Raw genomic sequence first — 26,068 nt, 5'->3', positions numbered from 1 at the left:
ATTATATGGCAAAGATGACAAAAGAAAAAAGGCCGCTTGACGGCGGCCTCCAGTCAGGCGGCGACCTTGTGGCTGTCGCGGTACCGGATCACGTGCGCCAGAAAGGCCGGCGCCGCCAACGGCTTGGCAAAGTGGTAGCCCTGCGCGATATGGCAGCCCCACTCCCGGATCAGGCCCAGCGATTGCTCGGTCTCCACGCCCTCCGCCACCACCTGGTAATCCAGCTCTCTGGCCAGCGAGATCAGCGAGCGCACGATGCGCTGGTCGCGCGGGTTGGCGTGGACGTTACGGATCAGCGACTGGTCGACCTTGACCACCGTGGCCGGCACTTTTTGCAGGTAGGCGAAATTGCTGTAGCCGGTACCGAAATCGTCCAGCGCCAGGCTCATGCCGAGCGCGCGGATGTCGTGCAGCGTTTTCAGGATGCCGCTGCCTTCCATCCAGATGCCTTCGGTGCATTCGATCTCCACGTAGCGCGGATCGACGTTGAATTCGCGGCAGACATCCGACAGCCGCTGCACGATGTCCGGCTCCTCGAAGTTGTAGGCCGACAGATTGATGGCGACCTTGACCCGGTGACCATCCGCATGCCACTCCGATACCTGCTTGATCGCCGTGCGTATCACCCAATGCGTCAGGGGACCGATCAGCGCGGTCTTCTCGACCAGCGGGATGAACTCGGCAGGCGATATCGGTCCCAGTTCGTCGTGATTCCAGCGCAGCAGCGCTTCCGCCGACAGGCAGGCGCCGTTCGCCAGATCGTGCTTGGGCTGGTACACCAGCTGGAACTGATCGGCCTCGATACCGGCCTGCACGTCGTTCAGCAGGCGGAAGGCGCGCTGCTGCCGTTCGTCTTCGGCGTTGTTGTAGACGCTCCAGCGCTGCTGCTTGATCAAGGCCTGGTTGACGGCCGCCGCGGCCTTGCGCGGCGCATCCTTGGCGGCGGTCGGGCACAGCTCGAAGGCGACGATGCCGCCGAAGCTGGGCAGGTTCAGCGGAATATTCAGGTTGAGCAGCGGCGCCTGCAATTGCGCTTCCAGTCCCTGCAGATAGTCGATGAAGCCCTGCGTGTCCTCGTCGTTGGAGAGGATGGCGAAGCGCGCGTCGGTCAAGTGATAGAGGTGCGCCCGGTTCTCGAACAGCAGCTTCAATCTGTCGCCGACGGCGCGTATCAGCTGGTCGTAGACGGCGACGCCGAGCACGCGGACGATTTCGAAAGCGCGGGCGGAATCCGGCATGTCGATCGCCACCAGCACCCGCTGCTGGCCGGCGTGGCGCTTGCCGAGCGCGTCGAGGTCGTCGGCCATCTGGTATTTGTTCGGCATGCCGCTGACCGAGTCCACATGGCCGACCGCGCGGCCCAGCATGATGTGCGACATCACCAGCGCCGCCATCGCGGTCAGGCGGTCGCGATCGGCCTCGCTCAGGGTGCGCGGCTTGGTGTCGATGACGCACAGGGCGCCGATGGCGTAGCCTTCCGGCGTCACCAGCGGCGCGCCGGCGTAGAAGCGCACGCCGGTCGGACCGGTGACCAGGGGATTGCTGGCGAAACGGGGATCGAGCAACGTATCCTCGATCATCAGCACCCTGCCCTGGCGGATCGTATGATCGCAAAAGGTCTGGTCACGCTGGTTGGCGCTGGGCGGCGGACAAAAGCCTACCGTCGATTTGATCCACTGCCGGTCGCTGTCGATCAGCGAGATGTATGCGCCGGACATGCCGAACATCTCGGCCACCAGCCGGGTGACGGCGTCAAAATATTCGCTGGTGTTGGTGTTCAGGATACCCAGCTGGTGCAGCGCTGCGATGCGCTCCGGCTCGGAATTCCTCAGCATAATCTCCTGCATCATCACACACCCGCCGGTGCCGGCAGCATGGCGCGCTGGCGCGTGCCGGCGGCCTGTTTGCCGCGCGCAGGCGCAGCATGGTGCGATGCCGGCTCGGTCTTGAACACGCCGACCGCGTGGTTCAGGTGTCCGGCCTGGTCCTGCAGCGTTTGCACCGCGCCCGCCGCCTGCTCCACCAGCGCCGCGTTCTGCTGCGTGACCTGGTCCATCAGCGAAATGGCGCGGTTGACTTCCTCGATGCCCTGGCGCTGCTCGTTGCTGGCGGTGGTGATCGCCTCGACCATGCCGCTGACTTTCTTGACGCTGTCGACGATGTCGCGCATGGTCGTGCCGGCGTGCTCCACCAGCTGGGTGCCTGCATGGATCTGGCTGACCGATTCGTCGATCAGCGCCTTGACTTCGCGCGCCGCCGTCGAGCTGCGCTGCGCCAGGTTGCGCACTTCGGAAGCCACCACGGCAAAGCCGCGGCCCTGTTCGCCGGCGCGCGCCGCCTCCACCGCGGCGTTCAGCGCGAGGATGTTGGTCTGGAAGGCGATGCCGTCGATGACGCTGATGATGTCGACGATCTTGCGCGACGAGTCGTCGATGGAGTTCATCGTGACCACGACTTCCTCGACGATCTGCCCGCCCTTGCTGGCGATGTCGGATGCGCACTGCGCCAGCGTGTTGGCTTGCTGGGCGCTGTCGGCGTTCTGCTTGACGGTGGCGGTCAGCTGTTCCATCGCCGACGCGGTTTCTTCCAGCGAGCTGGCCTGGTCTTCGGTGCGGCCGGACAGGTGCTGGTTGCGCTCGGAGATCTGGCCGCTGATGTCGCTGACGGCGTTGGCGCTTTCATGTACTTCGGTGACGGTGGTGCGCAGGTTGCCGCTCATTTTTACCAGCACGGCCATGATGCTGTCCCTGTCGCCATCGCGCAGGTCGACGTTGTGATACAGCTCGCCGCGATCGACGGCGTTGGCCAGCGCCTTCACTTCGGCCGGCTCGGCACCCAGGGCGCGCAGCAGATATTGGGTCACGCGCCATGCCACCACCGCGCCGAGGGCCACGGCCGCGGCCAGCAGCGCCAGCATCAACGACTGGAAGTTGTGCGCGGCCTTGCGCGCCAGTTCCGATTCGGCTTCCGTCATCTTTTCCTGTTGATCGATGAAGCCGTTGATGGCGGCCAGCCATTCGACAAACGCCGGCTTGGCCTGCGCCAGCATCATCTGGCGGGCGCCTTCGATGTCGCCGGCGCGGCGGGTGTCGATAATCTTCTTGATCATCGGCGTGGTGCGGCTTTCGCTTTGCTTGATCTTGGCCAGCCAGTCGCGTTCTTCGCTGCCGATCTTGGCGCCGGAGGCGGAGAACAGGCTGTCCAGCGGCTGTGCGGATTTCTGATAGTCCGCGTCCAGCTTGTCGATCAGGCCGGTGACGCCGCCGATGTCGCCGTCGGCCACCAGCGTCACGTCGCGCAATGCGATGGCGCGGTCGTGCACACTGCCCCGGAAGTTGATGGCGTAGCGCTGCTTGACGTTGTTGACGTCGCTGATGTGCTGCAGGCTGGCGTCGATGGCGTTGACTTTGTAGATGCTCAGCACCGTCAGCACCAGCATCATGGCAAGCAAAATGCCAAAGCCGACCGTGAGACGCGTCGCAACGCTGATTTCATTCTTTGAGGATTCCATGCTGTTTCCTTAATTCTTACCTGGTGAACGCAATCATATTCCATACGGCAAATGTTCGTGAAATTTATTAATTAAATAAATTCAATAGATATTGACTATACGAAATGTCGATAAGTTAATCCACTTAAAAATTTACTACCAATTGGCAACGAAAACGACCCTCGAAAGAGGGATTGTGCGGAATGGGCGTCAGGTGATACCGGTACCAAAAACCACCAGTACCCTCAGGCCGGGGCCGTCGTCGCGGTTGTCCAGCCGGATGGTGCCCTGGTTGCGCGCGGCGGCTCGTTCGGCGATGGCCAGGCCCAGGCCGCTGCCCGCCTGGTCCTGGTCCGGCAGGCGGAAGAAGCGTTCAAACACCTTGCGCAGCATGTCGGCCGGGATGCCCGGCCCCTGGTCGGCCACGGACAGCGCAACCCGGCCGTCCAGCTCCGCGATGGAGATCGACACCCGCCCGCCGAGCGGCGAATACTTGACCGCGTTGCTGACCAGGTTGTCGATCAGCGAGGCCATGCTTTCCAGATGCATGGGCAGCGGGCAGCGCTCGGGCGCCTGCAGTTCGATCTCGATGCCGCGCGTGGCGGCGATCTGCCCGGCCAGCGCCAGGCGGTCGGCCACCAGTTCCACCAGGTCGCGCGGCGTCAGGCTGGTGTGATCGCGGTCGCCGCCGGAACGGGCCAGCGCCAACAGTTGATGCACTGTATGGGTGGCGCGCTGCACGCCTGCGCGCAGGCCCTCCCCCGCCTGTTCCACGCGCTGTACTGTCCGTGTAGTGGTCAGTGTATCGGCGTTGATCTGGATGATGGACAGCGGTGTTTTCAGCTCGTGCGCGGCGTCGACCAGGAATTCCTGTTCGCGCTCCAGGCGCTCGGTCAGCCGCTCCATCAACTTGTTGACGGAGCCGACCAGCGGCGACAGCTCCTGGTACGGCGACGCCGCCAGCGGCGACAGGTCCGTCGCCGAACGCTCCTCGATCTCGCCGACGATGGACTTCAGGGGACGCAGGCCGACGCGGATGATGAACCACGCCGGCAGCAACAGGAAGGGAATGCTGAACAGCAGCGGCGCGAAGTAGTAGCCGATGCTCGACACCTGCAGCATCCACTCGCCGATCACCTCCGTTGCCATGCGCACGGTGACGCCGGTCGCGGGATCGTCCTCCACCGAGACGACCCAGCCTTCCCGCAGCGGCTGGCCGTACGGGCCGGCGGCGGCGTCGGTCGGCGGCAGGCCCGGGTCCGGCGATGCATAAACCAACTGGCCGCGCTTCCAGACCTGGGTCTGCAGCGCCGGAATGTACCAGCCAAGTTCCTTGTAGAGTGCATAGTGCAGCCCTTCCATCTTGCGCACGACGGGCTGGATCTGTTCCGGCGGCCGCTCGCCGATGGTCTGCATCACGACCAGGATGCGCAAGGCGCTGGCACGCAGTTCGCGCTGCATGTCGCGCCGCTTGGCGGTGCGGGTTTCGTAGACGTCCAGCGCCAGATTGGCCAGCCACACCAGCAGCATCACCGAGATGAAGCCCAGCAGCAGGCGGCGGAACAGCGAGCGATTCTTCATCGGCTGTTCATTTGTCGACCACGTAGCCGACGCCGCGCACGGTGCGGATATAGCCTTCGCCGATCTTCTGGCGCAGGTGCGACATGTGCACGTCCAGCGCCGCGCCTTCGCTGTGCGGCAGCGCGCGCGACTCCAGCTCGCGCCGGGTCAGCACCCGGTCCGGGTAGCGCATCAGCGCATGCAGCAAGGCGAATTCGGTTTTCGACAAGACCACATTGGTTCCCGCTCGTGTCAGCAGCATGCGCTTGTCATCCAACACCAGGTCCTTGACCTTCCATACCGGCTCGCCCGATTCGCTCCAGCCGGTGGACCGCCGCAGCACCGCGCGCAGCCGCGCCAGCAATTCGGTGACGACGAAAGGCTTGACCAGGTAATCGTCGGCGCCGCGATCGAGGCCGTTGAGGCGGTCCTCCAGGCTGTCGCGCGCGGTGATGACGAGGATGGGCAGCGTGTGGCCTGCGGCGCGCAGGTCGCGCAGCACATCGATGCCGTTCCCATCGGGCAGGCCGAGGTCCAGCAGCACCGCATCGAACGGCTCGGTCTCGACCCAACGACGGGCGTCGCCGGCGCGGCGCACCCATACAACTTCCTGTCCCGCGTCCTGCAAGGCCGATTGCAGCGCCTTGCCCAACTCCAGGTCGTCCTCGACCAGGCATATCTTCATGACTCTTTGCTCCACTGCGTGAAGTCCGTATCTACGCATCTTCTTGCCGATGTGTCAATCGCCTGCGCGCCACAGCCTTAGGCAAACGTTAAGGTTTCTTTTGGATTTGCTTAAGGAAGACTGTGGAGAATCCGGCAACAGTAGTTCGAATAAATCCAATCAATACAAGGGAGAGTAGATGGACAGCAAAGCAGGGATGAAAACGGTGCCGACGCCTATCGCGTCGGCTGTGGCATTGATGCTGGCGTCGATGGTGACGTGCGCATCGTCGCCGGCGCTGGCACAGCAGGCCGCGGCCGACGGCCAGCCGATGGAACAGGTTGTGGTGACCGGCATCCGCGCCTCCCTGCAGCAGGCGCTCACGCGCAAGCGCAACAGCGACACGCTGTCCGAAGTGGTATCGGCCGAGGACATCGGCAAGATGCCGGACAAGAACGTGGCCGACGCCATCCAGCGCGTGCCGGGCGTGAACATCTCCTCCTCTGCCGGCGGCGAAGGCGGCTTCGCCGAGAACGACCGCGTCAGCATCCGCGGCACCAGCTCCAGCCTGACGCAAACGCTGGTCAACGGCCACACCATCGGCACCGGCGACTGGTTCGTGCTGGACCAGGCGGGCGCCGTCGGGCGCAGCGTCAGCTACGCGCTGCTGCCGTCGGAAATCGTCAGTGCCGTCACGGTCCAGAAAAGCCAGCAGGCCGACATGGTCGAAGGCGGCGTGGCCGGCTCGGTCAATATCGAAACCCGCAAGCCGCTCGATTTCAAGAAGCAGCTGACGCTGGAAGCCTCGGTCCAGGCGATCCGCGCCGACCTGCCGGGCAAGACCGACCCGCAACTGAATGCGCTGATCGGCTGGAAGAACGACGCCAGGACCTTCGGCGTGCTGCTGCAGCTGTTCTCGGAAAAACGCCACGAGCGCCGCGACGGCCAGGAGTTCTACGGCTATGCGCCGATCGACGCCGAGAGCAACGCCGCCAAGGCGCACCCCGAACTGGCGGGCGTACTGGCGCCGGCCGGCATCAGCGCCTCGCTGTTCGAACAGACCCGCAAGCGCACCGGCGGCGCCATCGACCTGCAGTTCAAGCCGAGCAGAGACTTCAGCTTCGACATCAACGGCTTCAGCTCGCAGCTGGACGCGGCCAACTACAACCGCAGCTTCTACAACAACATCGCCGGCAACCTGAACGCCACCGATCCGGACACCGGCGCCTCCGTCGGCGTGGTACCGTCGGCCTACACGGTCAGGAGCGGCACGCTGGTGTCGGCCACGATACCGGCCTCGCAGTACCCGGCGGTCAGCGCCACGAAGCCGTACAATTCGTCGCTGTACTCGGCCTTCGGCGACCAGATCTATCGTCCCGGCTCCTCGTCCTCCTCGGCCTACATCGATCTCGATGGCGCCTACAAGGTCAACCAGGACTTGCGCATCACCGGCAGCGCGGGCTACACGCGCGGCACCGGCAAGACCCCGGCCGATATCGGCTACGAGGCAGGCCTGACCGGCGCCGGCTCTAGCTACACGCTGAACGGCATGTTGCCGGCGACGATATCCTTCCCTGGCGCAGACACTTCCAAGTTCACCAACTACGTGACCGCCTCCGCCTGGGGCTCGCACGTGGTCACGCTGGATACGGAAAAATACGGCCAGCTTGACGGCGAACTGAAACTGGACAAGGGCGTCATGGAGTCGGCCAAGTTCGGCGTGCGCTACGCCGAGCACCACCGCAACGTCAGCCAGCCCGAGAACCGCAGCTGCGCCGTGTGCGACGGCACCACGTCGGCGCCGCTGCCGGTGTGGGATGGCGCGACGTATCCATCCAACTTCGGCAACGGCATTTCCGGCAGCGGCGGCTTCCTGCGCAACGTGTGGCAGATCAGCCCCGCCAACATCGCGGCCTGGGCCACCAGGTACGACCTGGCCGGCGGCCCGAATACCGAGAACTGGGCCGGCGAGATGGATGTCAAGGAGAAGACCAGCGCCGTCTACGGCATGGTCAACCTGGCCGGCGACGGCTGGCGCGGCAACGTCGGCCTGCGCTACGTGCACACCAACCAGGCGACGATCACCAACATCCCGGGCGGCGACAATCCGATCGGCCAGAACAACGTCAACGGCGTCTACACGCCGACCCTGAACCAGCGCGGCTACAACGACGTGCTGCCTAGCGCGAACGTCAAGGTCGACCTTTCGCCGACGCTGGTGGGCCGCTTCGCCGTGGCCAAGACCATGGCCCGCGCCGACTACAGCGCGATGGTGGGCGCCGTCACGCTGAACGACACCAACCTGACCGGCAGCAGCGGCAACCCGAACCTGAAGCCGGTCCGCTCGACCAACTACGACGCGGCGCTGGAGTGGTACTTCTCGCCGAAGTCCCTGCTGTCGGCCGGCCTGTTCTACATGGACATGTCGTCCTACGTCACCTACGGCACGGCCAACCTCACCTACTTCAACAACTCGTTCAAGCGCTTCGACAGCTACACGATCTCGTCGCCGACCAACATCGGCGCCAAGAACAAGGGCGCGGAGCTGGCCTACCAGCAGGACCTGTTCGGCGGCGTCGGCGTGGTGCTGAACTACACCTACACCGACGGCAAGGCGGACGACGGACTGGCGGTGGTGGGCAATTCCAAAAACACCTACAATGCCGAGACTTACTACGAGGACGACAAGCTGAGCGCGCGCCTGGCCTACACCTACCGTTCCAGCTTCTCCGGCGGCTTGTACAACAGCTTCCCGCAGGTGATGGCGGGCACCGGCAACCTGGCGGCGTCGGTCAGCTACAAGATCAACGAGAACCTGTCGGTCACCTTCGATGCGCTGAACCTGAACAACGCCGTGCTGCGCTACTACGGCATGAACAAGGACCAGCCTATCGCATCGTACTCGAACGGCCGTCAATACTATCTGGGCTTGCGTGGCAAACTCTAAACCACAACGGGTGCTGGCGATCGATGCCTTCCGGGGCATCACCATACTGGTCATGATCTTCGTGAACGCGCTGGCCGGCGTGCGCGGCGTGCCGGCCTGGATGGATCACGCCCCGGCCGGCATGGACGGCATGACCTTCCCCGACGTCGTGTTCCCGGCGTTCCTGTTCATCGTCGGCATGTCGATCCCGTTCGCCGCGGCGCAGCGGTTGGCGGCGGGCGACTCCACGTGGCGGCAGTGGCGCCACATGCTGTCGCGCGCCGCCGGCCTGCTGGTGCTGGGTGTCTTCATGGTCAATGCCGAGGAAGGCTACAACGAGGCGGCGATGGGCATGTCCATCCATGTGTGGTCGCTGCTGTTCTACGTCTGTGCGATCCTGGTATGGGCGGTGTACCGGTTCGAAAACAAGGCGCTGGCAATCGGTTTGCGCCTGCTCGGCGCGGCCGGTCTGGTCGCGCTGGCGCTGGCTTTCCGGGGAGGCCCGGACGGCAGCCTGCGGCTGGCGCCGCAGTGGTGGGGCATATTGGGACTGATCGGCTGGGCCTACCTGTACGCCAGCGTGGCATTCCGGCTGACGCGCGGCAGTCTGGTGGCGGTGGCCCTGCTGGTGCTGGGCTGTGCGGCGTATTACTGCCTGGCCCGCACCGTGGCGGCACCGTCGTGGTTTGGCGCCCAGGCCGAGAACGCGGTGCACACGTCGATCGCCTTGTGCGGGCTGCTGACGGCGCTGATCTTCTTCGGCGATGGCGGGCGGGCCGGCCGAGCATTCGGCATGGCGGCGGCGCTGGCCGCCGTGCTGGCGGTCATCGCCTTCTTGCTGCGCCCTGCCTTCCACGTCTCCAAGATCGACGCCACGCCCAGCTGGGCCCTGTACAGTTCCGCCATCTGCGTGCTGCTGTTTGCGGCGCTGTACTGGCTGGTGGACGTCCAGCGGCGGCAGCGCTGGACCGCGCTGGTGCGCCCGGCCGCCGCCAATCCGCTGCTGACCTACATCATTCCCTACATCGTCTACGCGCTGATGCAGTATCTGCATCTGTCGTTTCCCGCCGTGCTGGGCGCAGGCTGGCCCGGCCTGCTCTGGGCCGCCGCCTATGCCGTTATCGTCATGGCGCTGGCAGCAGTTCTCAACCGCATGCATATCAAACTGCAGCTATAAACTTAAAAATCTATGCGCATCAATTCTATCGACGCAGTGCGCGGCCTGACGGTGGCCGCCATGCTGCTGGTGAACGACGCCGGCGACTGGTCGCACGTCTACCCCTGGCTGGAACACGCCGAATGGCACGGCTGCACGCCGCCCGACTTCATATTCCCCGTCTTCCTGTTGATCGTGGGCGTGTCCATCAACCTGGCGCTCAGCCCTCGCCTGGATGCAGGAGCGGCCACGGCGCCGTTGACGCGCGCCGTGCTGCTGCGCGCCGTGCGCATCGTGCTGCTGGGCCTTGCGCTGCACGTGGTGGCGATGCTGCTGCTGAATGGACGGGGCTTCCGCCTGTTCGGCGTGCTGCAAAGGACGGGCATCTGCTTCGCCGCGGCGGCGCTGCTGACGATCCATGTGCGCAGCGCCCGCGCACAGTGGGCGATATGCGCGGCCATCCTGCTCGGCTACTGGGCGCTGCTGACCGCCGGCGGATCGCTGGAGCCCGGCCTGAACCTGGCGGACCGCATCGACAGCGCCTTGCTGGGCCACCTGGCCTACCAGTACGACGCCGCCACCGGCATCGGCCACGATCCCGAGGGCATCCTGGGCACGCTGCCGTCGCTGGCCACGGTGATCCTCGGCCTGCGCGCCGGCGACTGGCTGCGCAAGGGACAGACCCGCAACCTGGCGCTGGCCGGCGCGGCGGCGATGCTGCTCGGCGGCCTGTGGTCGCTGGCACTGCCGTTGAACAAGCAGTTGTGGACTTCCTCGTTCGCGCTGTGGACCGGCGGCTTCGGCATGTTGGCCATTGCGCTGGCGCACCAGTTGATCGATGTGCGCGGCTGGCCGGCGCTGGGCCGCGCGATGGGCGTGAACGCCATCGCCGCCTACGCCGGATCGTGGATCGCGACTTGCGTGATTGAAGGCAGCGGGGTCATGGCGCCGCTGTATGCCCATGTTTTCAGCCGCCCGCTGGCACCGCTTTTCGGTCCCTGGGTGGCGTCCGTGGCCTTCGCGGCGGCCTTCACCGGCGTGTTCTGGCTCGCTATGGCGTATGCCTACCGGCGCAACTGGCGCATGACGATCTGACGGGCGCGGTTTGCTCAGGCCGCCGTGGCAGCGCTTCCAATTTTTAGCATAAGACTTAAACTAGTGGCAACTTACTTTACAAATTAAAAATATTCCTAAAAAAACTATTCTTGAGCATAATGTCGCTCAGGCAAGTTCTTGCTTTTTAATTAGTGAACTTTATCAGGAGCCATCTATGCGTTTGAAATCCTTACTGCTGGCCGTTACCGCCGCCGCTGCCCTGTGCAGCGGCGTTGCCAGCGCATCCACCGAGCTGATCGTCAACGGCAATTTCGAATCCGGCGACTACGGCCAGATCAACTGGGGCGGCCATCAGCTGCAAGGCTGGACCACGGCCGGCTACAACTTCCTGTTCAGCGGCTCTAACGTCGATCACGGCGGCACGCCCGGCAGCTACGGCAACCTGCAATTGTGGGGCCCGAACAATGGTTCGGCCAATGGCCTGCAGGCCAGCCCGGTCGGCGGCAATTTCGTCGCCTCCGACGGCGCGTTTGAAGTCGCTCCGCTGTCGCAGACGGTCAACGGCCTGGTGGCCGGCCAGCAGTACAACCTGACCTTCTACTGGGCCGGCGCCCAGCAGTCCGGTTTCAACGGCGCCACCACCGAACAGTGGAAAGTCTCGCTGGGCGGCGAAACCCAGTCGACCGCCGTGAAGAACAACGTCAACCACGGCTTCACCGGCTGGCAGAAGGAAACCTTCACCTTCACCGCGACCGGCACCAGCGAACTGCTGAGCTTCCTGGCCGTGGGCACGCCTGCAGGCGTGCCGCCGTTCTCGCTGCTGGATGGCGTGTCGATGACCGCCGCTGTACCTGAGCCGCAGACCTGGGGCATGCTGGGCCTGGGTCTGGGCCTGGTTGGTTTCGCCGCGCGCCGCCGCAAAGCCAAGGCTGCGTAATATACTGTCAGCCGCAACCGATGCCGGACGCACGCGTCCGGCATTTTCTTTTCCGCTATCATTCCAGCCATGACACTGATAAACGACATCCTCGCCTACCTGCCCACCTTCGCCGTCAACGTCGCGCGGCTGTGCCTGTGGCTGGTGCTGCTGTCGCTGGTATTCGTGCCGCTGGAACGCTGGCTGGCGGTGCGCAAGGCGCGACTGACACGGCGCGCGCTGGCGCTCAATCTCGGCCTGTATTTCCTCAACAGCCTGCTGCCGGCCGCCATCCTCGGCGCGCTGATGGCGGTGGTGGCCGTGGCCGCGCAAGCGGTGCTGCCGGTCGCCGTGCCCGCCGCCATGGGCGCGCTGCCCTTGGCGGTCAAGCTGCCGCTGTCGATGCTGATCGCGGAAACCGGCTTTTACTGGGGGCATCGCCTGAGCCACCGCTTGCCGTGGCTGTGGCATTTCCATTCGGTGCATCACAAGCCTGAGCACCTGTACTTCCTGATCAACACGCATGCGCATCCGGTGGACATGATCGTCACCCGCCTGTTCGGCATGACGCCGCTGTACGTCCTCGGCCTGGCCGGCGCCAGCGCGGGCGGCAGCGCGGCGCCGGCGCTGGTCATCGTCATCGGCACGGCATGGGGATTTTTCATCCATTCGAACTTGCGGGTCCGTCTCGGCCCGCTGGAATCGATCATCGCCACGCCGGCCTTCCATCACTGGCACCACACCAGCGTCGCGCCGCTGGACCGCAACTTCGCGTCGACCCTGCCCTTCCTCGACCGCGTGTTCGGCACCTGGCACCTGCCGGCCAAGTGGCCGGAAGCCTACGGCCTCCACCGGGACGCTATAATCCGTCGTCCTCAACATGACGAAGAAAGCTTCGGATGATCAAAAGTTTGCGTATTGCCGGCGCGGTGCTGCTGGCCTGCCTGTCCGGTGCGGCGGCGGCCGACACCTTTGAAACCATCGAATCGGCGCCGCTGAAGGAAGTGTGGCTGAACGGCGGCTTCTACTCCTACCACTTCCAGCGCGACAAGGGCCTGAACGACAGCAATCCCGGCCTGGGCGGCGAGTACCGCTTTTCGACGGTGGCGTCGGCCACGGCCGGCCGCTTCTACAACAGCGACCGCGGCTACTCCAATTATGTGGGCTTGTACTACCAGCCGTGGAAAATCGGCCCGGTGCGGCTGGGCGCGGTGGCGGGCGGCTTCAACGGCTACCCGAAGATGCGCGACGGCGGCTGGTTCCTGGCGGCGATCCCCACCGCCAGCTTCGAATACAAGAGCGTGGGCGTCAATGTCGCCATCGTGCCGACCTATAAGGACCGGCTCTACGGCGCCATTTCCGTCCAGCTCAAGCTGAAGGTCTTCGACTAACGGCCCTTGACGGCGACCTGGTCCAGAATGTGCTTCGGCACGGCGGCGTAGTGCTTGAACTCCATCGTGTACGTCGCCCGGCCCTGCGTCAGTGAACGCAGCGTGGTCGAGTAGCCGAACATCTCGGCCAAAGGCACCAGCGCGCGGATGATCTTGCCGCCGCCGCCCGGGATCTCGTCCATGCCCTGCACCATGCCGCGCCGCGCCGTCAGGTCGCCCATGGCGTTGCCCATGAACTCTTCCGGCGTTTCCACTTCCACCTGCATCATCGGCTCCAGCAGCACGGGATCGGCGCGCTTCATGCCGTCCTTGAAGGCCATCGAGCCGGCCATGCGGAAGGCGTTTTCGTTCGAGTCCACGTCGTGGTACGAGCCGAACGTCAGCGTGACCTTGACGTCCACCACCGGATAGCCGGCCAGCACGCCGCTGCGCAAGGTTTCCTGCACGCCCTTGTCGACGGCCGGAATGAACTCGCGCGGCACCACGCCGCCCTTGATGGCGTCGACGAACTGGTAACCCTTGCCCGGCTCCAGCGGCTCCAGGGTCAGCACCACGTGGCCGTACTGGCCCCGTCCGCCCGACTGCTTGACGAACTTGCCTTCGATGTCGCTGGCCGTGCGCTGGATGGTTTCACGATAGGCCACCTGCGGCTTGCCCACCGTCGCCTCGACGCTGAACTCGCGCCGCATGCGGTCCACCAGAATCTCCAGGTGCAGCTCGCCCATGCCGGACATGATGGTCTGGCCCGATTCCTCGTCCGTGTGCACGCGGAACGACGGGTCTTCCTGCGCCAGCCGGTTCAGGGCGATGCCCATCTTTTCCTGGTCAGCCTTGGTCTTCGGCTCCACCGCCTGCGAAATCACCGGTTCCGGGAAGATCATCTTTTCCAGCACGATCACGTGATCGGGCGAACTGAGCGTATCGCCGGTGGTCACGCCTTTCAGCCCGACCGCCGCCGCGATGTCGCCGGCATAGACTTCCTTGATCTCCTTGCGCTCGTTGGCATGCATCTGCAGGATCCGGCCCAGCCGCTCCTTCTGGCTCTTGGTCGGGTTGTAGACCGTGTCGCCGGAATTGACCACGCCCGAATACACGCGGAAGAACGTCAGCTGGCCGACGAACGGGTCGGTCATGATCTTGAACGCCAGCGCCGAGAACGGATCGCTGTCGTTCGGATGGCGTTCGATCGGATTATCGTCCTCGTCGGTACCGGCGATCGCCGGCACGTCCACCGGCGACGGCAGATACTCGACCACCGCGTCCAGCATGGCCTGCACGCCGCGGTTCTTGAACGCGCTGCCGGCCAGCATCGGCACGATCTCGTTGCGGATGGTGCGCTGGCGCAGCCCGGCCTTGATTTCCTCCTCGGTCAGCACGCCACCGTCCAGGTATTTTTCCAGCAACCCGGGCGAGCCTTCGGCGGCGGCCTCGACCATCTTGTCGTGCCACTCCTGCGCCAGCGCCTTCAGGTGCTCCGGAATGTCCTCGTAGGTGAACTTGACGCCCAGGCTCTCGTCATCCCAGTTGATGGCGCGCATCTTGACCAGGTCGACCACGCCGTGGAAATTGTCCTCTGCGCCCAGCGGTATCTGGATCGGAATGGCGGCGCCCTTCAGCCGCGTGGCGATCTGCTCGCGCACGCGGAAGAAGTCGGCGCCCACGCGGTCCATCTTGTTGATGAAGGCGATGCGCGGCACCTTGTACTTGTTCGCCTGGCGCCACACGGTTTCCGACTGCGGCTGCACGCCGCCCACGGCGTCATACACCATGACGGCGCCGTCCAGCACCCGCATCGAGCGCTCGACTTCGATGGTGAAGTCGACGTGGCCCGGGGTGTCGATGATGTTGATACGGTGTTCGGCGAAATTGCCGGCCATGCCTTTCCAGAAGGCGGTGGTGGCGGCCGACGTGATGGTGATCCCGCGTTCCTGTTCCTGCTCCATCCAGTCCATCGTCGCGGCACCGTTATGTACCTCACCGATTTTATGGTTGACGCCGGTGTAAAACAGGATGCGCTCCGTGGTCGTGGTCTTGCCAGCGTCGATGTGGGCGCTAATGCCAATGTTGCGGTAACGCTCGATGGGGGTCTTGCGGGTCATCACAATTCTCCTTGAACACAATTCTGTTGGATGCAGGTGCGGCGGTTTATGGCGAATTCAAGTGCTGCCTTAGCGTGCGACATGACTAGAGGCAAGTAATATAGTCTGTGGAACAAACAGCAACCTGTATAGCTTACATCACCTGGAAAATCTGCATGCCGCTTCGACCGAAAATCTCATTTATCCTGACCTTGGGCGTGGCCCCTGGCCTGGCCCTGGCCCAAGCCGCATCACCGCAAGCCTCCGACCTGGAGATGCGGCTGGAACGCTGCGCGCTGCTCGGCGACGCCAGCGCGCGCCTGGCCTGCTATGACGGCCTGTCGAAAACCGGGCCCGCCGTCACCGCCGCCGGCGGCAACGCGGTCGGCAAACCCGATCCCGGCAAGACCAGCGCGCTGGTGACGGCGATCACCCAGCCATCCTCGGCGGCGCCCACGCAAGCGACGCAGCCGGCAGACCCTCCGGCCGAGCCCAAGCTGCCTTCCAAACTGGCGGCCATCACCACGATTCCGCCGGAAGACACGGTGTCGCGCATGGTGCAATGGTGGGAGCTGGACCGCTCGGCCAAGCGCGGCGTGTTCAATTTCCGCCCCCATCGCGACACCTACCTGCTGCTGGCCAACTACAGCACCAGCTCCAACGATGGGCCTTTTGAGGATTTCACGCCGGCCGGCGTCAAGTCCAAGCACGTGGAACTGACTTACCAGCTCAGCTTCAAGATGAAGTTGATCGAACAGATGCTCAATACGCCGGTCGACCTGTGGTTCGGCTACACCCAGAACAGCTTCTGGCAAGCGTACAACCGCGCCGCCTCCAGCCCCTTCCGCGAGACCAACTACCAGCCGGAACTGATGCTGACCACGCCGCTGAGCCTGGCACTGGGCAGCGCGCTGGACATCCGCTACCTGACCCTGGGCATGGTGCACCAGTCGAACGGGCAGACGTCCACGCTGTCGCGCAGCTGGAACCGGGTTTATGCGGAGGTGGGGGCGGAACACGGCAAGTTCGCCGCGCAATTGCGCCTGTGGAAGCGGCTGGACAACGCCCGTTCGGACAACGACAACATCGACATCACCGACTATCTGGGCCACGGCGACCTGAATCTGAGCTACCGCAGCAACGGCCACGAAGTCTCGCTGATGGCGCGGAGGAATTTTTCGACCCGCCACGGCGCCCTGCAGGCCGGATGGGCGTTCCCGCTGTCGGCCAACCTGAAGGGGTATTTGCAGGCGTTCACCGGCTACGGCCAAAGCCTGATCGACTACAACTATTCGCAGAAATCCCTGGGAGCGGGATTCCTGGTCGACTTTTAACGGGGCGAGCCGCGCAGTATGCGCGCCGGCAGCATGACGACGGCGCGCAGCAACTCGAACACGCCCTCGACGCCGATGCCGATCAGGCGGAACGGCAGGCTGATCAGCCAGAGCAGCGGATACAGCACCAGCGCCAGCAAAGCCAGCGGCCAGCACAGGAATAACAGAACCAGCCACAGCACGAATCCCAGCATGAGATGCTCCCGAGTCAGTTAATGCGTTGTCAATGCTATCACTGTAATGCGCTGGCCGGCGACGGGCAATTGCCATGCGACCAACTGCAGAAAAGCGCGATCAATCGCGGGAATTCGCGGATGAATGGAGATTACTGGCCGACGCAGATGATCTTGGTGACGTATTCGTGGGCGTTCGGTTTCTTCTTGGCCGCCCATTCGATGGCTTGGTTGGCCTGCTCGATGGTCAGGATCGACGCTTTTTCCTTGGATTTGATGAAGGAAACGCCTTCGAACACGCCTTCCTTGCTGCGCATGACTTTGGCAAACACGGGCGGCTTGGTGTCGCCGTCGGCGATCTTGTTCTGCTGGATGAGGTAGCGCTGGTCGTTCTGTTCCATATATTTCTCTGTGCAAAAGACGAAATATACGCTGCGGAACGACCTTCGTGGGGACTATTTACGCGTAGGCGGGAACAGATTGAAAGGGCTGCATTGCCGCCTCGTAGAGGATGTCGGCGCGCAGCGAAGCCTGCAGCGACGGGATCGAACCGCCGGCGCGGTACTGGAAAGTGACCTGCAGCACGTCGCCCTCGCGCGCCTGGACCGGCGTGGCCAGAGGCAAGGTCATATAGTGGTTCAGCCAGTCGATGGTGGATGACCGCTCGCTCACCACGGCCAGGATGTTCTTGGTGACGAAGCGCATGGCGTTGATCTCGCCGCTGCGTTCGACCACGAACTTGCCCTGCCACGAATAGGTCAGCTCGTTGGGCTGGTTGAAGTCGATGATGCTGTAGACGGCCGGCTGCGCCATTTCCACGGTGCCGGGATAGATGACGGTGGTTTCCTGAAACTGCACGATGGGCGCGTAGAAACCTTCGAAATCGTATTCCTGCTGCAGCGGCTGCACCGCCATGATGACGGCTTCCGGCAGGAACACCGGCAGCGGGCCGCCGAAGCGCTCGGTATAGCGGCGCTTGAACGATTCGATGACTTCGACCTGTTTTTCGCGCAGCATGCCGACGTGGATCATCTCGCAGATGACGACGTCGACCGGTTCCGGCGGCAGGTATTCGAAGGCGTCGGCGTGCACCACCTCGACTTTTTCGCCGTTGGGGTTCAGCGCCAGCATCTTGCGCGCTTCCTTGACCATGTCGGGATTGAACTCGACGCAATAGACCTTGTCCGCCTTGGCCGCCGCGAACCACGACAGCACGCCGGTGCCGCCGCCCAATTCCAGCACCTTGGCGCCGGGCTTGACCGCGTAATCGATCGCCGACTTGAAGCCGTGCATGCGGTTTTGATCCATCAGCATGTTGTGATGGTAGTGGACTGGAATGAATTGCCCCAGATAGCAGCTTTCAATCTCGCGTTCGTTCAGCATGGGTATCCTTGGTTGATGCGCATTGTGTCTGGGAGCAATGCACTGGAGCCATTATCGTCAACAATGTTGACCCGCCAAGCTGGGAACTGGAGCCCAAAAACCCGTCAATTCGGGCGTTGTTGAAAAGCCAAGCACCAGCCGCCATTGGTGTCTATACTAGCGCCACCATAACCTCCGGAAACTTCATGACCATTCAACGCCGGAACAATGTGCACTGCCTGGGCTCCGGTCCGAAAACCATCATGTTCGCGCACGGCTACGGCTGCGACCAGCAGATGTGGCGCTTCCTGGCGCCGGCGTTCGCCGAGCGCTACCAGGTCATACTGCTGGACCTGGTCGGTTGCGGCGAATCCGACCTGAGCGCCTACGATCACGAGAAATACGGCAGCCTGCACGGCCACGCCAATGACATCCTCGATGTCATCGAGGCCTGCGCCACCGGGCCGGTGATCTTCGTCGGCCACTCGGTCAGCGCGATGATCGGCATGCTGGCTTCGATCGAGGCGCCGGAGCGGTTCGCCGGACAGGTCATGATCGGACCGTCCGCCTGCTACATCAACGATGACGACTACGTCGGCGGCTACAATCCCGAAGACATTGAAGGATTGCTGCAACTGATGGAAGAAAACTATCTGACGTGGATAAAAAAGATGGCCCCGGCCATCATGGGCGCGCCGCGGTTTCCCGCGCTCTCCATGGAGTTGCTGAACCGCTTCGAGCGCAACGACCAAACTATCGCCAAACATTTTGCCCGGGTCACGTTCACCGCCGACCATCGCGCGGACTTGCCCAAGTCCACCGTACCGGCCCTGATCCTGCAGTGCAGCGACGACCTGATCGCGCCGCGCAAGGTTGGCGACTATCTGCATGCGCACCTGCCGCGCAGCCGGCTGCAAGTGATCGACAATACCGGCCACTGTCCGCACCTGAGCGAACCGTCGACCAGTTCGGCTCACATCCACGATTTCCTGGCCAGCCTGTAGCTGCCGGACAGCTAGCGCTTGGCCTTGGCGGCCAGGTGGGCGTTGATGGTCTTGGCGATCCAGGGCTTGTCGGCCTTGGTCGCGAATTCGGCGGCGGTCAGGTGGAAGCCGCCGTCTATCAGCGAGGCGTCGGCGCCCTGCTCCAGCAGCAGTTCGACGACTTTCTCCTGGCCTTCGCGGGCGGCGATCATCAACGGCGTCATGCCGGACGGCGCTTCGGCGTCGATGTAGGCGTAGTTGTCCAGCAGCAGCTGGGTGACCTCGACGCTGCCGGCGGCGGCCGCGTAGTGCAGCGCGGTCCAGCCTTTCTGGTTCACCTGGGCGCCGCGCTTGATCATGTCCAGCACCACCGCCTTGTTCTGGCGGAACGCCGCCATCATCAGCGCCGTGTTGCCGTTGGGCGCCTTGGCTTCGAGGTCGATGCCGGGCTGGTCCATCAATATCCTGGCCACGTCGTAGGCTTCGTAGCGCATGGCGACGATCAGGGCGGTCTCGCCGGCCGGCTCGCGCAGGTTTGGGCTGACGCCGCGCGCCAGCAGCTTCTTGATGCCGGAAGTGTTGTTCAGCTGGGCCGCGCGGAAGAAGTCGACTTCGTCATCGCTCTGCTCGGCGGCCATGGCCGGCGCGGCCAAGGCGCATGCCAGCATGGTCAACAGCAGGCGCCTCTTGGATAGAATCAACATGAGAAAGTCACGCTACCACGTTGAATAATTTAAAGAAATTGGCGCTCGTCTGTTCGGCGACCTGCTCCACCGGGATGCCCTTGAGCTTGGCGATGTACTCGCCGACGTGGGCGACGAAACCCGGCTCGTTCATCTTGCCCCGGTGCGGCATCGGCGCCAGGTAGGGCGAATCGGTCTCGATCAGGATGCGCTCGAGCGGCACTTCCAGCGCCACCGCCTGCAGGTCCTTGGCGCTCTTGAAGGTCACGATGCCGGAGAATGAGATGTAGAAACCCATGTCGATCGCCGCGCGCGCCACTTCCAGCGACTCGGTAAAGCAGTGCATGACGCCGGCCACGCCGCCAGCCTCCGTGCCCGCACCCTCTTCGCGCATGATGCGGACGGTGTCCTCGCTGGCGCTGCGGGTGTGAATAATCAAGGGCTTACGCGTGATTCTTGATGCTTTGATGTGAGTGCGGAAGCGCTCGCGCTGCCATTCCAGATCGCCTTGCAGGCGGAAATAATCCAGCCCGGTCTCGCCGATGGCGATGATCTTCGGATCGTTGGACAGCTCCACCAGCTGTTCGACGCTCGGTTCGGGCGTGTCTTCATAGTCCGGATGCACGCCGACCGAGGCGTAGATATGCGGATACTCGTGGGCCAGCGCCAGCACCTGGGGGAAATCCGGCAAATCCACCGACACGCACAACGCGTGGGTGACCTTGTTGTCGGCCATCTTGGCCAGGATTTCGGGCATGCGAGCAGCCAGCTCGGGGAAATTGATGTGGCAATGGGAATCGATAAACATGCCGTGATTGTAACCTATGCGTAGCTGGCCTAGAATCGGCGATCCGAATCCAAGAGGAGTCCCCGCATGCCCCGCCGCATCCTTCCCGCCCTCGCACTCGCTCTCCCCCTGTCAACAGGCCTGGCCGCCGAAGCGCCGCCCCAGCAGTTTGCCGACCTCGGCGACGTGCGCCTGGAAAGCGGCGCCGTCATCAAGGATTGCAAGCTGGGTTACCGGACCCTGGGCAGCTTGAACGCGGCCCGCTCCAATGCCGTGGTGTTCCTGCCCTGGCATACCGGCAAGAGCGCCGAGGCGCTGGGCCTGCTCGGAGCCAAGGGCTTGTTCAACACCGCCGGGCATTACGTAATAGTCATCGATGCGATCGGCAACGGCGTGGGCTGTTCGCCGTCCAACAGCGCCAGCCAGCATGGCACGGCGTTCCCGGTTTTCAACATCCGCGACATGGTGGAATCCGAATACCGGCTGCTGACCGAGAAGCTGGGCCTGAAGCAAGTCCATGCCATCGTCGGCTACTCGATGGGGGCGACGCAGACCTTCCAGTGGATGGTCAGCCATCCCGATTTCATGAAGGTGGCCGTACCCATCGCCGGCACGCCGCGCCAGACCAGCTACGACCTGCTGTTCTGGCGTACCGAGGAAGCGGCCATGCTGGCCGACCCGGAATACGCCAACGGCGGCTACAAGCAAAACCCCAGGCTGCCGCTCTACCACCAGATTTTTTCGCTGAATTTCGATACGCCGGCCTACCGCGCGGCCAAGACCAGGCCTGCCGAGGTCGAAAAGTTCATCGCGGAGACGGTGGAATACGATCCGGACGCGGCCGACGCCAACGACACGCGCTGGCAGATGCGCGCCTTCCTGGCCCAGGATATCGGCGACGACGCGGCGAAAAAAATCAAGGCCAAGGTCCACATCATCAACCCGCGCACCGACCTGATCGTCAATCCGGCCCCTGCCCTGGCCTTGGCCCGGCAGATCCGCGCCACCACCACCGTGCTCGAGGGCGATTGCGGCCATTCGGCCGTATTCTGCGCGGCGGACCAGATCCGCCCCGCCGTCGACCGCGCGCTCAAGCAGCCTTAGGCGGTCGGAGAGACATCTATCGACGCCAGGCTGTTACAATCCTCAACTATGAACTTGAACCACGGATGACGAGACCAATGGCGCGTACAGGATTAAGCAAGTCCCAAGTCAGGGCAAGCCGCGATCAGCTGCTGGCGGAAGGACGCTACCCGTCCGTCGACGCGGTGCGCCTCATGCTGGGCACCGGCTCCAAGTCGACTATCCACAAGTATTTGAAGGAACTCGGCAGCGAGGACGCCGGCGCCGGCATGACGCGGGAGGACACCGCCCGCACCCTGCTCGGCGTAGTCGAACAGCTGGCGGACAAGCTGCACGGCGACGCCGAACGCCGCCTGGATGCGCTGCGCGCCGAGCACGAGCAGGCGCTGCGGCAGAAGGAAGAGGAACTGGCCGAGCTGCGCCGCACGGTAGCCAGGCTGGCCGCCCGGGTGGAAGAGCTGGGCGGCGACCCCGTCCCCGGCGGCTACACCAACCCGCCACCGCTGGCCGACGGTTTCGGCAATTTCAGCAATCTGCAATCGTCCTCGCGCGACGGGCGCAGCGAAATCTCGCCGTTCGGCATGAGCCTTGCCGGCGGCCGCTCCGCGGTATTCGATTTCGACGGCCTGCGCCCGGCAGGCCAGATCCAGCTTACGCCACGCGTTTTCCCAGGATAATCAGGTCGCGCTCGACGCCGTCGAGGTTGGCCACCTTGGGCAGGTTGGCCCAGGTTTCAAAGCCGTACTTGGCGAACAGGCCCAGGCTGGGCTTGTTGTGGCCGAAGATGAAACCCAGCAAGGTGTGCACCTTGATAGCCGGCGCATACGCGATGGCCTGCTCGATGCAGTAGCCGCCTATGCCCTTGCCGCGCCATGCCTCGGCGATATAAATCGAGATTTCCGACGTGCCCGAATAGGCCGGACGGCCGTAGAAGTTGGAATACGACATCCAGCCCAGCGTTTCCGGCCGCTCCGACACGTCGTCGGCCTTTTCAATGATCCACAGCGGACGCTTCTCCGGCGTATGGTCGTGGAACCACGGCAGGCGCGATTCGACCGACACCGGTTCGGTATCGGCGGTCACTTCGCGCGAGGCGATGGTGGTGTTGTAGATGGCTACGACGGTTGGCAAGTCTTCAAGCGTGGCGAGGCGATGGCGGAAAGTCATGGCATAAAAGCAAGGTTACAGGGTATGGGTGGCGCGCGATGAACGCAACGCTGCGCCGAGGATCTCTTCGATGCGCAGGCGGGCGCGCTGGCCGCTTTCGTCTTCGGGGAAATGCACGCCTATGCCCTGCGCCTTGTTGTTGTGCGCGCCGGCTGGCGTGATCCAGGCGACTTTGCCGGCGATCGGGTATTTGTTCGGGTCGTCCATCAGCGCCAGGATCAGGTAGATCTCGTCGCCGATCTTGTACGGTTTCTGGGTCGGCACGAAGACGCCGCCGTTCTTCAGGAAAGGCATGTAGGCGGCGTACAGGGCCGCTTTTTCCTTGATGGCCAGCGACAGCACCGTCGGCCGTGCCAGCGGCACGGTGTTCGGATCGATAGGGCTGGCAGCAGACATGGGTTACCTTTCAGCGCAGCAGGCGGCGTAGTCCAGCAACATATCCTCCAGGAACAGCTTGGGCGACAGGGGATGATCGGCCGTCGCCCGGCGTTCGTTGGCTCCCTTGATCGCGGCCAGCAGACGGCTGACGTGAATCTTGTCGGCCAGACTCGCCAGTTCCTTCTGGTAACGAGGATAGTACCGGATGTTACCTGCCAGTTTGTAGGAAAACACATCATAAAGCCAGCGCTGCAACCAGGAAACTTGTGCACTCAGCGGCACTTTTTGCAGTTTGTCGGCAACTTTCAACGCGCCTTCGACGCTGGGACGGACCAGCAGCTGTAGCAGTACCTCCAGATCGTCGCGGTTGCCCACTTCGGCCTGCGCCATCGCGGCCAGCGGCGCGCCGCCCTGCTCGCGCAGCCAGCTGTCGGCGTCGGCCACGCCTTGCGCCTTGAGCCAGGCCAGCGCTTCGGCATGGCTGGGCATGGGCAGCGCGAACTTGCGGCAGCGTGACAGGATGGTCGGCAACAGGCGGTCCAGGCTGTTCGACGCCAGCAGGAACACGGTGCCCGGCGGCGGCTCTTCCAGCGTCTTCAGCAAGGCGTTGGAGGCGGGCATGTTCAGCGCCTCGGCCGGATACAGCACCACCACCCGCAGCCCCTGGCGGTGGGTGGAAATGTTCATGAAATCCGCTAATGCGCGGATCTGCTCGATCTTGATTTCCTTGGACGGCGCCTTGGTCGACTTGGCGGTCTTCTTGCTCTCGCCCTCGCCTTCTTCGCCTTCGGCGGCAGGCTCGTCTTCCAGCGCCTCCGGCCGCACGCGGCGGTAGTCCGGATGGTTTTGCTGGGAGAACCAGCCGCAGGAGGAACATTGGCCGCAGGCGTGACCGTCGGGCAATACCGCCTCGCACAGCAAGCCTTGGGCGAAGCGTTCGATGAAGTCGGACTTGCCTATGCCGGCCGCGCCGTGGAACAGGATCGCGTGCGGCATGCGCTGGCGCAGCAGTTGCAGCTGCTGCCAGGACGCTTCCTGCCACGGGTAGATGGAATTGCTCATTATTAGTATTCTGTTTTAAAACAAGCGCTTATGCAATGCTTTTAAAGTTAAAGTAACTCGTCGAGGATGGCGCCGATCTGGGTTTGAATCTCGGCGATGGTCTGGGTCGAGTCGATGACGCGGAAGCGCTCGGGGAATTGCGCGGCGCGGCGCAGGTATTCGTTGCGGGTGGCGGCGAAGAAATCGGCCTTTTCCTGCTCGAACTTGTCCAGCGAGCGGGTGGCGTCCAGCCGCGCGCGCGCCACTTCCAGCGGCACGTCGAACAGCAAGGTCAGGTCCGGCTGCAGGTGCGGGTGCACCCACTGCTCCAGCGCTTCCAGCTTGGCCAGGTCCATGCCGCGCCCCCCGCCCTGGTAGGCGAAGCTGGCGTCGGTGAAGCGGTCGGAAATGACCCAGGCGCCGCTGTGCAGCGCCGGCGCGATCACCTGCGCGATGTGCTCGCGGCGGCTGGCGAACATCAGCAGGGCTTCGGTTTCCAGGTGCATCTTTTCGTGCAGCACCAGGTCGCGCAGCTTTTCGCCCAGCGGCGTGCCGCCCGGCTCGCGCGAGCTGACCAGCGCTATGCCGCGCGCCTTGATGTAGTCGCCGACGAAGGCGATGTGGGTGGATTTTCCGGCGCCGTCTATGCCTTCGAAGGTGATGAATTTACCGCTGTGTTGAGTCATGTGCTTATCGTTGATACTTGTTTACTGCCCGATTGTGGTCGGTCAAATTGTCCGAGAACTGGCTGGTGCCGTTGCCCTTGGAGACGAAATACAGGGCCGGCGTCTTGGCCGGGGCCAGCGCGGCCGACAACGATTGCACGCCCGGCAGGGCGATCGGCGTCGGCGGCAGGCCGGTGCGGGTATAGGTATTGTAAGGGGTGTCGGCTTCCAGATCCGATTTGTGGATCTTGCCGTCGTATTTGTTGCCCATGCCGTAGATCACGGTCGGGTCGGTCTGCAGCAGCATGCCGATCTTCAGGCGGTTGACGAAGACGCCGGCGATCATGCCGCGCTCGGACTTTTGCCCGGTTTCCTTTTCGACGATGGAGGCCATGGTCAGCGCCTCGTACGGCGTCTTGTACGGCAGCGAAGGATCGCGCTTGTCCCAGGCCTCGGCCAGGTGGCTGAGCATCATCGCGTGCGACTGCTTGTAGATCTGCAGGTCGCTGGCGCCCTTGGCGAACAAATAAGTATCCGGGAAGAACAGGCCTTCCGGCAACTTGTACTCCGAGGCGATCGCGCTCATCACTTCCTTGTCGGACAGCGCCACGGTGTCGTGCTTCAAGCCCTTGTGGGCGGCGATGGCGGCCCGCATCTGGCGGAAGGTCCAGCCTTCGATGATGGTCAGCTGCTCTTGCGCGAACTCGCCGCGCACCAGCTGGTCGATCAGGCGCAGCGGCGTGGTGCCCGGCTTCAGCTCGTAGGCGCCGGCCTTCAGCTTGCCGCTCTTATTGGTCACGCGCGCCAGCAGGTTGAACAGCAGCGGCTCGATCGGCACGCCGGCCTCGGCGATCTGCTGGCCGGCCGCATGGGCGCCGCTGCCCGGGGTGATATTGAATTCGATAGGCTCGATCTCGTCGCCGATGATCGGGTGCTGCGACCAGTACATGAAATAGCCGCCGCCGGCGATCGCCAGCATGATGCAAAGAGTGATGATTTTTTTTATAAAAGCCATTGTTAAAGCCGTTGGGTTGGATCAAGTGTTGGATCAAGTCGCACAGCTTGCCACTTCTTGGCACAGTCCGCCAGTGCCGCGTTTTGCGCAGCATCCGACGCGATCCGTCCGACATCACTATAATGAGCCCGTAATGATAATGCTTTAATCGTCAAATTAT

At 63.6% G+C, this 26,068-nt stretch carries 25 protein-coding genes; 10 read left to right on the top strand and 15 right to left on the bottom strand.

Translation table 11 applies throughout. The annotated features are described in order from the left end of the window. Positions 1–53: 53 nt before the first annotated feature. The 4 genes from ACSQ3S_RS17300 to ACSQ3S_RS17285 form a co-directional block, all read right to left on the bottom strand. On the bottom strand, positions 54–1,835 hold the full coding sequence (locus tag ACSQ3S_RS17300) for a sensor domain-containing phosphodiesterase (RefSeq protein ID WP_436143154.1): 1,782 nt from the start codon (positions 1,833–1,835) through the stop codon (positions 54–56). Positions 1,836–1,849: 14 nt separating this feature from the next. Continuing rightward, positions 1,850–3,511, bottom strand: a complete 1,662-nt coding sequence (locus ACSQ3S_RS17295; RefSeq protein ID WP_436143153.1) for a methyl-accepting chemotaxis protein — start codon at positions 3,509–3,511, stop codon at positions 1,850–1,852. A gap of 189 nt (positions 3,512–3,700) precedes the next feature. Then, on the bottom strand, positions 3,701–5,071 hold the full coding sequence (locus ACSQ3S_RS17290; RefSeq protein ID WP_353403629.1) for a sensor histidine kinase: 1,371 nt from the start codon (positions 5,069–5,071) through the stop codon (positions 3,701–3,703). A gap of 7 nt (positions 5,072–5,078) precedes the next feature. Then, a complete protein-coding gene (locus ACSQ3S_RS17285; RefSeq protein WP_436143152.1) occupies positions 5,079–5,735 on the bottom strand; it encodes a response regulator transcription factor in 657 nt (218 codons plus the stop codon). A gap of 178 nt (positions 5,736–5,913) precedes the next feature. Here ACSQ3S_RS17285 and ACSQ3S_RS17280 point away from each other — a divergent pair, with 178 nt between their 5' ends. From ACSQ3S_RS17280 to ACSQ3S_RS17255, 6 genes are all read left to right on the top strand, one after another. Further along, positions 5,914–8,661 carry a TonB-dependent receptor gene (locus ACSQ3S_RS17280; RefSeq protein ID WP_436143151.1) on the top strand — a complete coding sequence of 916 codons (2,748 nt, stop codon included), beginning with the start codon at positions 5,914–5,916 and terminating at the stop codon, positions 8,659–8,661. Further along, on the top strand, positions 8,648–9,817 hold the full coding sequence (locus ACSQ3S_RS17275; RefSeq protein ID WP_436143150.1) for a DUF5009 domain-containing protein: 1,170 nt from the start codon (positions 8,648–8,650) through the stop codon (positions 9,815–9,817). The genes ACSQ3S_RS17280 and ACSQ3S_RS17275 overlap by 14 nt, the downstream gene beginning before the upstream one ends. 12 nt (positions 9,818–9,829) lie before the next feature. Next, positions 9,830–10,891: an acyltransferase family protein gene (locus ACSQ3S_RS17270; RefSeq protein WP_353403625.1), complete on the top strand. Its 1,062-nt coding sequence runs from the start codon at positions 9,830–9,832 to the stop codon at positions 10,889–10,891. A 175-nt stretch (positions 10,892–11,066) separates the two neighbouring features. Continuing rightward, positions 11,067–11,789: a PEP-CTERM sorting domain-containing protein gene (locus tag ACSQ3S_RS17265; protein WP_436143149.1), complete on the top strand. Its 723-nt coding sequence runs from the start codon at positions 11,067–11,069 to the stop codon at positions 11,787–11,789. A gap of 69 nt (positions 11,790–11,858) precedes the next feature. Next, positions 11,859–12,671: a sterol desaturase family protein gene (locus tag ACSQ3S_RS17260; RefSeq protein ID WP_436143148.1), complete on the top strand. Its 813-nt coding sequence runs from the start codon at positions 11,859–11,861 to the stop codon at positions 12,669–12,671. Further along, positions 12,668–13,159, top strand: a complete 492-nt coding sequence (locus tag ACSQ3S_RS17255; protein WP_436143147.1) for a hypothetical protein — start codon at positions 12,668–12,670, stop codon at positions 13,157–13,159. The genes ACSQ3S_RS17260 and ACSQ3S_RS17255 overlap by 4 nt, the downstream gene beginning before the upstream one ends. Here the strand turns inward: ACSQ3S_RS17255 and fusA are convergent. After that, the gene (fusA, locus tag ACSQ3S_RS17250; protein ID WP_436143146.1) at positions 13,156–15,258 is read right to left on the bottom strand and encodes an elongation factor G; all 2,103 of its coding nucleotides are present in this window, start codon (positions 15,256–15,258) and stop codon (positions 13,156–13,158) included. The two genes, ACSQ3S_RS17255 and fusA, sit on opposite strands and share 4 nt — an antisense overlap. A gap of 155 nt (positions 15,259–15,413) precedes the next feature. On the opposite strand from fusA, the gene ACSQ3S_RS17245 reads away from it, so the two are divergent. Beyond that, on the top strand, positions 15,414–16,571 hold the full coding sequence (locus tag ACSQ3S_RS17245) for a phospholipase A (RefSeq protein ID WP_176650663.1): 1,158 nt from the start codon (positions 15,414–15,416) through the stop codon (positions 16,569–16,571). Here the strand turns inward: ACSQ3S_RS17245 and ACSQ3S_RS17240 are convergent. The 3 genes from ACSQ3S_RS17240 to ACSQ3S_RS17230 form a co-directional block, all read right to left on the bottom strand. Then, entirely contained in the window at positions 16,568–16,765 is a 198-nt protein-coding gene (locus ACSQ3S_RS17240; RefSeq protein ID WP_176650662.1) for a hypothetical protein, read from the bottom strand. The two genes, ACSQ3S_RS17245 and ACSQ3S_RS17240, sit on opposite strands and share 4 nt — an antisense overlap. A 131-nt stretch (positions 16,766–16,896) precedes the next feature. Continuing rightward, entirely contained in the window at positions 16,897–17,145 is a 249-nt protein-coding gene (locus ACSQ3S_RS17235; RefSeq protein ID WP_353403619.1) for a hypothetical protein, read from the bottom strand. A gap of 58 nt (positions 17,146–17,203) precedes the next feature. After that, positions 17,204–18,127 (bottom strand): methyltransferase domain-containing protein, encoded by a 924-nt coding sequence (locus tag ACSQ3S_RS17230; protein ID WP_436143145.1) that lies wholly within the window; start codon positions 18,125–18,127, stop codon positions 17,204–17,206. 185 nt (positions 18,128–18,312) lie between these two features. On the opposite strand from ACSQ3S_RS17230, the gene ACSQ3S_RS17225 reads away from it, so the two are divergent. Next, positions 18,313–19,110, top strand: coding sequence for an alpha/beta fold hydrolase (locus tag ACSQ3S_RS17225; protein ID WP_436143144.1), 798 nt, complete (start codon positions 18,313–18,315; stop codon positions 19,108–19,110). 11 nt (positions 19,111–19,121) lie between these two features. Here the strand turns inward: ACSQ3S_RS17225 and ACSQ3S_RS17220 are convergent, their stop codons facing one another. Next, a complete protein-coding gene (locus ACSQ3S_RS17220) occupies positions 19,122–19,793 on the bottom strand; it encodes an ankyrin repeat domain-containing protein (protein ID WP_436143143.1) in 672 nt (223 codons plus the stop codon). 7 nt (positions 19,794–19,800) lie between these two features. Continuing rightward, on the bottom strand, positions 19,801–20,580 hold the full coding sequence (locus ACSQ3S_RS17215; protein ID WP_436143142.1) for a TatD family hydrolase: 780 nt from the start codon (positions 20,578–20,580) through the stop codon (positions 19,801–19,803). Between the two features lie 66 nt (positions 20,581–20,646). Here ACSQ3S_RS17215 and ACSQ3S_RS17210 point away from each other — a divergent pair, with 66 nt between their 5' ends. Together ACSQ3S_RS17210 and ACSQ3S_RS17205 are read left to right on the top strand one after the other, a co-directional pair. Further along, entirely contained in the window at positions 20,647–21,663 is a 1,017-nt protein-coding gene (locus ACSQ3S_RS17210; RefSeq protein ID WP_436143141.1) for an alpha/beta fold hydrolase, read from the top strand. Positions 21,664–21,728: 65 nt separating this feature from the next. Beyond that, complete coding sequence (locus tag ACSQ3S_RS17205; RefSeq protein ID WP_176650656.1) at positions 21,729–22,319, top strand: DNA-binding protein; 591 nt, start codon at positions 21,729–21,731, stop codon at positions 22,317–22,319. Here the strand turns inward: ACSQ3S_RS17205 and ACSQ3S_RS17200 are convergent. From ACSQ3S_RS17200 to mltG, 5 genes are read right to left on the bottom strand one after another with little or no spacing between them, the layout of a single operon-like run. Beyond that, positions 22,294–22,809 carry a GNAT family N-acetyltransferase gene (locus tag ACSQ3S_RS17200; protein ID WP_413446138.1) on the bottom strand — a complete coding sequence of 172 codons (516 nt, stop codon included), beginning with the start codon at positions 22,807–22,809 and terminating at the stop codon, positions 22,294–22,296. The genes ACSQ3S_RS17205 and ACSQ3S_RS17200 overlap by 26 nt on opposite strands. Positions 22,810–22,824: 15 nt before the next feature. Then, a complete protein-coding gene (locus ACSQ3S_RS17195) occupies positions 22,825–23,205 on the bottom strand; it encodes a PilZ domain-containing protein (RefSeq protein WP_176650654.1) in 381 nt (126 codons plus the stop codon). A gap of 3 nt (positions 23,206–23,208) precedes the next feature. Next, entirely contained in the window at positions 23,209–24,249 is a 1,041-nt protein-coding gene (locus tag ACSQ3S_RS17190; protein ID WP_436143140.1) for a DNA polymerase III subunit delta', read from the bottom strand. Positions 24,250–24,296: 47 nt separating this feature from the next. Continuing rightward, complete coding sequence (tmk, locus tag ACSQ3S_RS17185; RefSeq protein ID WP_176650652.1) at positions 24,297–24,914, bottom strand: dTMP kinase; 618 nt, start codon at positions 24,912–24,914, stop codon at positions 24,297–24,299. Positions 24,915–24,918: 4 nt separating this feature from the next. Beyond that, on the bottom strand, positions 24,919–25,908 hold the full coding sequence (gene mltG, locus ACSQ3S_RS17180; protein ID WP_176650651.1) for an endolytic transglycosylase MltG: 990 nt from the start codon (positions 25,906–25,908) through the stop codon (positions 24,919–24,921). Positions 25,909–26,068 lie beyond the last annotated feature (160 nt).

The sequence above is a fragment of the Duganella sp. LjRoot269 genome (assembly GCF_964254095.1).
GTDB classification, from domain to species: domain Bacteria; phylum Pseudomonadota; class Gammaproteobacteria; order Burkholderiales; family Burkholderiaceae_D; genus Rugamonas; species Rugamonas hordei.
This window is presented reverse-complemented; position numbering and strand designations above follow the sequence as displayed.